The following is a 2,064-nucleotide window of genomic DNA, read 5'->3' as shown; positions in this document are numbered from 1 at the left end:
GCCCTGAACTGACGGCAGATGAGCGCGCTTTCTTCCGCGAGGCTGACCCTGCGGGCTATATCCTGTTTGGTCGCAACTGCATCGACCCGGCGCAATTGCGCGCGTTGACGGACGAGCTGCGCGAATTGCACGGTCGCGAACGCCTGCTTATTTCGATTGATCAAGAAGGCGGACGCGTCGCTCGTCTGCGCCCTCCGCAATGGGCGGCTTACCCATCGGGAGAAGCGTTTGACCGTCTCTATGACGTGGCCCCTGCCAGCGCGATTGAAGCGGCGCGTGTGGGCGCGAAGGCGATGGGCCTCGAATTGTCAGCGATGGGAATTACGGTTGATTATCACCCGCCGCTCGATGTGCGGCAGGCAGGCGCGCATGATGTGATCGGCGACCGCGCGCTGGGCAGCGATCCGATGCAAGTCGCAGCGATTGGACGCGCGATCCTAGACGGACTGGCTGCGGGCGGGGTCACGGGCTGTATCAAACATATGCCGGGCCACGGGCGATCCAATGTCGATACGCACAAAGAAATGCCGACGGTCCATGCGAGCGTGGAAGAATTGCAAAGCGACCTTTCGCCGTTCCGCGCGCTGAATTCGGCTTTGATAGGGATGACCGGTCATCTCAAATTCCCCGTTTGGGATACGGAGCACCCCGCGACGCTTTCGCCCGCAATCATCAAAGACATCATTCGCGGAGAGATCGGCTTCGATGGTCTGCTGCTGACCGATGATATCGATATGGAGGCGCTGGACGGCACTATCCCAGAACGCTCTGCCAAGGCGCAGGCGGCTGGCTGCGATATTGTGCTGAATTGCTGGGCGAAAGTGGATGATATGACCGGCATTTGCGATGCTCTTGCCCCGATGTCAGATGCGGTTACCGCGCGGCTAGATAAGGCATTGGAGGGCACGCGCATTTCCGACACCGTCGTTGATGAGCAAACCGAACTGCTCGCCAAACGCGATACGCTGCTCGCGCTATCGGGGGAGGCCGCATGAGCCCGAGCACCCAAGACGGATTCATGCTAACCGGCGGCGCTGTGGGTGCGGGTGAACCCACTGCTGAGATGCCCGAAAATTGGCCGACAGACGATGCCGCGCAGCCCGGAGCAAAACGCGGCGACGATGCGCTTTATCTGGAGCTAGATGGGTGGGAAGGGCCGCTCGATCTGCTGCTTGACCTATCTCGCCGTCAAAAGGTCGATTTGCGCCAGATTTCGATCCTCGCGCTCGTCGATCAATATCTCGATTATGTTGAGCAGGCGCAGAACATGCGGCTGGAGCTGGCCGCTGATTACCTCGTGATGGCGGCGTGGCTTGCTTACCTGAAATCAGCGTTGTTGCTGCCTAAAGATGAGCAGGAAGACCCAAGCCCCGAAGAGCTAGCGCTGCGCCTGCAATTACGTCTCCAACGGCTGGGCGCGATGCGAGAGGCGGCGGCGCGGCTGATGGCGCGGGATCGGATCGGGCGCGATATCTTTGTGCGCGGCGCGCCGGAGGGGCTGCGCACGGATCGCAAGACCTTGTGGAAGAGCGACGCCTATTCGCTCATTCAGGCATACGGCCAAGTCAAAGCGCGCACTGCGCCGCGTATATACCACGTTTCCGATCGCCCGGTGATGACCCTCGACAGTGCGCTCGACCGAGTGTCTGCAATGCTGGGAGTTACGTTGGAATGGATGGAAATCCGCGACTTTCTGCCGAAACACGCTGAGCCAGCATTGCGCAAATCCGCGCTCGCCTCCAGCTTTGTTGCGGCGCTGGAATTGGCGCGATTGGGCCGGGCAGAGCTTGCGCAAGAAGAAGCCTACGCCCCGCTGCGCATTCGCCGCTTGAAAGAGGGTGCGTCGGCATGACGGACGATGTGGAGCGCGGGCTTGAAGCCACTTTGTTCGCCTCTGAAGAACCCCTGACTGTCGAAGCGATGGCCGCGCATTTGGGCGGGCTGGAAAAGCCTGTGGTGCGCGATGCGTTAAAGGCGCTTCAGGCGCATTATGCGGATCGCGGGCTGCATTTGGTTGAGCGCGGCAAACGCTGGCATTTTGAAACCGCGCCTGATCTTGCGCAC

3 protein-coding genes are annotated in these 2,064 nt (G+C 60.7%); all 3 read left to right on the top strand.

Going from position 1 to position 2,064, the window contains the following annotated elements; all coding sequences use genetic code 11:
* Positions 1–995: beta-N-acetylhexosaminidase (gene nagZ / locus ACSHXH_RS19580; RefSeq protein ID WP_435673480.1), on the top strand; the 995-nt coding region annotated here is incomplete at its 5' end.
* Positions 992–1,852, top strand: a complete 861-nt coding sequence (locus ACSHXH_RS19575; RefSeq protein ID WP_435673479.1) for a segregation and condensation protein A — start codon at positions 992–994, stop codon at positions 1,850–1,852. The genes nagZ and ACSHXH_RS19575, both read left to right, overlap by 4 nt.
* Positions 1,849–2,064 (top strand): SMC-Scp complex subunit ScpB (locus tag ACSHXH_RS19570; RefSeq protein ID WP_435673478.1); only part of this gene is annotated, 216 nt, incomplete at its 3' end. The genes ACSHXH_RS19575 and ACSHXH_RS19570, both read left to right, overlap by 4 nt.

Origin of the sequence: Marivita sp., from assembly GCF_051251565.1 — a bacterium.
GTDB lineage: Bacteria > Pseudomonadota > Alphaproteobacteria > Rhodobacterales > Rhodobacteraceae > Marivita.
Note: the sequence above shows the minus strand (reverse complement) of the source record. Positions and strands in the feature narration are given on the sequence as shown.